2 protein-coding genes and 1 pseudogene are annotated in these 4,875 nt (G+C 52.8%); 2 read left to right on the forward strand and 1 reads right to left on the reverse strand.

All coding sequences use genetic code 11. The features are described from left to right. Positions 1 to 946: pseudogene (locus FDW87_RS23050) on the reverse strand (HAMP domain-containing protein); the annotation flags it as partial. A gap of 340 nt (positions 947 to 1,286) precedes the next feature. Here FDW87_RS23050 and FDW87_RS18630 point away from each other — a divergent pair. Together FDW87_RS18630 and FDW87_RS23055 are read left to right on the forward strand one after the other, a co-directional pair. After that, positions 1,287 to 2,678 (forward strand): NarK family nitrate/nitrite MFS transporter, encoded by a 1,392-nt coding sequence (locus FDW87_RS18630; protein ID WP_016153284.1) that lies wholly within the window; start codon positions 1,287 to 1,289, stop codon positions 2,676 to 2,678. Between the two features lie 396 nt (positions 2,679 to 3,074). After that, on the forward strand, positions 3,075 to 4,875 hold a 1,801-nt coding region (locus tag FDW87_RS23055; protein ID WP_252363249.1), incomplete at its 3' end, for a nitrate reductase subunit alpha.

The raw sequence follows: 4,875 nt of genomic DNA on the forward strand, positions 1-4,875 counted from the left end.
ACAAATGGCAGCCTTTCTCATCACAGCTGACATTGGACTGGCAGGTAAATTCCTGATGATTATCTTCATCTTCCAGATCATAGACCCGCAGTTCAATATCATGCAGCAGGGTCAAATTTTGCAGACCGTTCAGTACCGGAGAGAGGCGTTCGCACAACGGCACCTGAGAGTGCAGACGGCGGTTGGCTTGCCACAGGAAAGAGAGGATCTGATTTTTGTGCTCCAGACCCGCCGTTTTCTCCTGTACCCGCTGTTCCAGCACCGCGTAACTTTCGGCCAGTTCTTCCGACATATTATTCAGCGCCGAACCCAGCGCTGCCATCTCATTACGCCCACTGATATGTGCGCGTTGGGTAAAATCACGTTGACTGACGGCTCGCGCCATCGCCAGCAGTTGTTTCCACGGCTGTAACAGGCGCACGCGCAGCCAGATAATGGTGAAGACCAGCAGCAACGCCATAAATACGGCCATCAGGCGATGCAGCAAGACGACGCGTTCAATGCGTAACTCGGTGGTATGGTCAAAGGCGGTGACCAGCTTATCCAGTCCGCCCACAAAGCGCCTGACATCCTGCGCTACCGCATCAGGCGTTTGCGCATGCGCAAGCCCCGGTGCCAGTTTGGTGTGCCAGTAATCCTGTAAGGCTTTTAACTGCGCCTGTTGTCCGTCACGCTGCGCGGCACGCGTCAATTCCGGGCTAAACGCCGTTTGCTCCATTTCATCCAGCAATGGTTGATCGTTGGCGTCCAGCGGTATGGCCGCCAACAGACGATAGCTTTGCATGCGCAGCGATCCCGCTTTGTTGATTGCATGCGCGCTACCCTGAACGCCCTGAACCAGCCAGCCAGAGACTGCCATACCCGCCACGCCGATGGCAGTAGACAATAAAACAATCAGCGCCACCTGGTTGACCAGCGTAAGCGGGGAAAGACAACGTTTAAACATGGTGACTTGTTCCTTCGGGTTTTCGTAAAACCGAAAACCTTATTGAATGACGATTCTGCTGCAGGCAGTGGCGTTATTCTCGGCGATACACTGGAGTATACCCATACCTCAAACGGGCTACCCCTTAATTGCCGCCAGAGGGAGAGATCCTAAACGAGGGGGAGTAGGGGACGACAGAAGCGTGAAAAACCACATCTTTTTTACCGAAGTTATGTACTCATTTAGGATGATGATAAATTTCAGGCATCAATAATGACACCTTTTCCTTTGATTTATATCAACTTACCTCCAGCAGTAAACCCTAATGTGGCAGGCATCGAAACAAGTATCAGAGGTGTCTATGAGTCACTCATCTGCCCCGGAAAGGGCATCTGGAGCTGTAATTACCGAATGGCGGCCGGAAGATCCCGCCTTCTGGCAGCAGCGTGGTCATCGAATCGCCAGCCGAAACCTGTGGATTTCCGTCCCTTGCTTGCTGCTGGCGTTTTGCGTGTGGATGTTATTTAGCGCCGTGGCGGTGAACTTACCGAAAGTCGGATTTGATTTCACCACTGAACAACTGTTCATGCTGACGGCATTACCTTCGGTGTCCGGCGCGCTGCTGCGTGTACCGTACTCCTTTATGGTCCCCCTGTTTGGTGGACGTCGCTGGACGGCGTTCAGCACCGGTATCCTGATCATTCCTTGCGTATGGTTAGGTTTTGCGGTGCAGGATACCTCCACGCCATTTAGTACCTTTATCATTATCTCGCTGTTGTGCGGTTTTGCCGGCGCGAACTTTGCCTCCAGCATGGCAAACATCAGCTTCTTCTTTCCAAAACAGAAACAGGGCGGCGCGCTGGGTCTGAACGGTGGTCTGGGTAACATGGGCGTCAGCGTGATGCAGTTGGTCGCTCCACTGGTGGTTTCACTGTCAATCTTTGCCGCATTTGGCAGCCAGGGTGTTGAACAACCGGATGGTACGCAGCTGTATCTGGCAAACGCCGCATGGATTTGGGTACCGTTCCTGGCTGTATTAACGCTGGCCGCATGGTTTGGTATGAATGAACTGGCAACCTCAAAAGCTTCGCTGAAAGAGCAACTGCCGGTGCTGAAACGCGGGCACCTGTGGATTATGAGCCTGCTGTATCTGGCAACCTTCGGTTCATTTATCGGTTTCTCTGCCGGTTTCGCGATGCTGTCAAAAACGCAGTTTCCTGAGGTACAGATCCTGCATTACGCCTTCTTTGGACCGTTGATTGGCGCCCTGGCACGTTCAGCAGGCGGCGCAATCTCTGACCGACTGGGGGGGACCCGCGTAACGCTGGTGAACTTCGTGCTGATGGCTATTTTCAGTGCCTTACTGTTCCTGACGCTGCCATCAAACGGTGTCGGTGGCAACTTTATCGCCTTCTTTGCGGTGTTCCTGGCGCTGTTCCTGACGGCTGGTCTGGGGAGTGGTTCAACCTTCCAGATGATCTCCGTCATCTTTCGCAAGCTGACGATGGACAGAGTGAAAGCTGAAGGCGGTTCAGAAGAGAAAGCGATGCGCGAGGCGGCGACCGACACCGCGGCGGCGCTGGGCTTTATCTCAGCTATTGGTGCGATCGGCGGCTTCTTTATCCCGAAAGCATTCGGTACGTCCCTGGCATTAACTGGCTCTCCGGTCGATGCGATGAAAGTATTCCTGATCTTCTATGTCGCCTGTGTGGTTATCACCTGGGCGGTGTACGGACGTCATTCTAAAAAGTAAAAAAAGTAGTAACTGTTGATTATCCATTGCGCGGTGTTAGACCGCGCTTTTTTTTGCCCGCTATTAGTTACAACATACTTTTATATTGTGACGCGACAACAGCCTGTTAGAACGGTGCTCGTAATATGCTAAACAGGGGGGATACCCCTTAATACCCACTTATAAAGAATTTAACATTTGTATGATAAGTGAGTTTAAAAAACTCAATAAAATTCAATATGTTGATTGATTTATCGATATCCCACTAAGGGGGTATGTCAAAATCGGCCCTCAATTTTCATCCCTGCCTGCCTTGATCGTTATCAATTCTCACGCCCTTTCAGAGCGTTACCTTCGCTCTCAATCAAGCAATGTCGATTTATCAGAGAGCCGTCAGGCTCCTACAGGAGAAAACCGATGAGTAAATTCCTGGACCGGTTTCGCTACTTCAAGCAGAAGGGCGAAACCTTTGCCGATGGGCACGGCCAGCTTCTCAATACCAACAGGGACTGGGAGGATGGATACCGCCAGCGTTGGCAGCATGACAAAATCGTGCGTTCAACCCACGGTGTAAACTGCACTGGCTCATGCAGCTGGAAAATCTATGTGAAAAATGGTCTGGTGACCTGGGAAACCCAGCAAACTGACTACCCACGCACTCGTCCAGATATGCCCAACCACGAGCCTCGCGGCTGCCCGCGTGGTGCAAGCTATTCATGGTATCTCTACAGCGCTAACCGTCTGAAATACCCGCTGATGCGTAAACGTCTGATGAAGATGTGGCGTGAAGCAAAAAGACTGCACAGCGATCCGGTAGATGCATGGGCATCCATTATCGAAGACGCCGATAAAGCAAAAAGCTTCAAACAAGCGCGTGGTCGTGGTGGATTCGTTCGTTCTTCCTGGCAGGAAGTGAATGAGCTGATTGCCGCATCTAACGTTTACACCATCAAAACCTATGGTCCTGACCGCGTCGCAGGCTTCTCGCCGATCCCCGCGATGTCGATGGTTTCTTATGCGTCCGGCGCACGTTATATGTCGCTGATTGGCGGGACCTGCCTGAGCTTCTATGACTGGTACTGTGACCTGCCGCCAGCTTCCCCGCAGACCTGGGGCGAGCAGACCGACGTACCGGAATCTGCCGACTGGTATAACTCCAGCTACATTCTGGCATGGGGCTCTAACGTACCGCAGACCCGTACCCCGGATGCGCACTTCTTTACTGAAGTTCGTTACAAAGGCACCAAAACAGTAGCAATTACCCCGGACTACGCAGAAATCGCCAAACTGTGCGACCTGTGGCTGGCTCCGAAGCAGGGAACCGATGCGGCGATGGCAATGGCGATGGGTCATGTCATGCTGCGCGAGTTCCACCTCGATAACCCGAGCCAATATTTCACCGACTACGTTCGTCGTTATACCGACATGCCAATGCTGGTGATGCTCGAAGAGCGCGACGGCTACTATGCTGCTGGTCGTATGCTGCGTGCTGCGGATCTGGTTGACTCTCTGGGCCAGGAAAATAACCCGGAATGGAAAACTGTCGCTTTCAAAAGCAACGGCGAAATGGTTGCGCCGAACGGTTCAATTGGTTTCCGTTGGGGCGAAAAAGGCAAATGGAACCTTGAGCAGCGCGATGGCACATCCGGTGATGAAACCGAACTGCAGCTCAGCCTGCTGGGTAGCCAGGATGATATCGCTGAAGTGGGCTTCCCGTACTTTGGCGGCGAAGGCACCGAGCACTTCAGTAAAGTCGAACTGGAAAACATTCTGCTGCATAAATTGCCCGTTAAACGCCTGCAACTGGCCGATGGATCTACGGCGCTGGTGACCACCGTTTACGATCTGACTATGGCCAACTACGGCCTGGAACGTGGTCTGAACGATGAAAACTGCGCGACCAGCTACGATGATGTGAAAGCGTACACGCCAGCGTGGGCAGAAAAAATTACAGGCGTATCACGTTCTCAGATTGTACGCATCGCCCGTGAATTTGCGGATAACGCAGATAAAACGCACGGTCGTTCGATGATTATCGTCGGCGCCGGTTTGAACCACTGGTACCACCTCGATATGAACTATCGTGGCCTGATCAATATGCTGGTGTTCTGTGGCTGTATCGGCCAGAGCGGCGGCGGCTGGGCCCACTACGTAGGGCAGGAAAAACTGCGTCCGCAAACCGGCTGGCAGCCGCTGGCGTTTGCTCTTGACTGGCAGC

It is taken from the genome of Citrobacter sp. wls826 (genome assembly GCF_005281245.1).
In the GTDB taxonomy this organism is placed as follows: Bacteria; Pseudomonadota; Gammaproteobacteria; order Enterobacterales; family Enterobacteriaceae; genus Citrobacter; species Citrobacter braakii.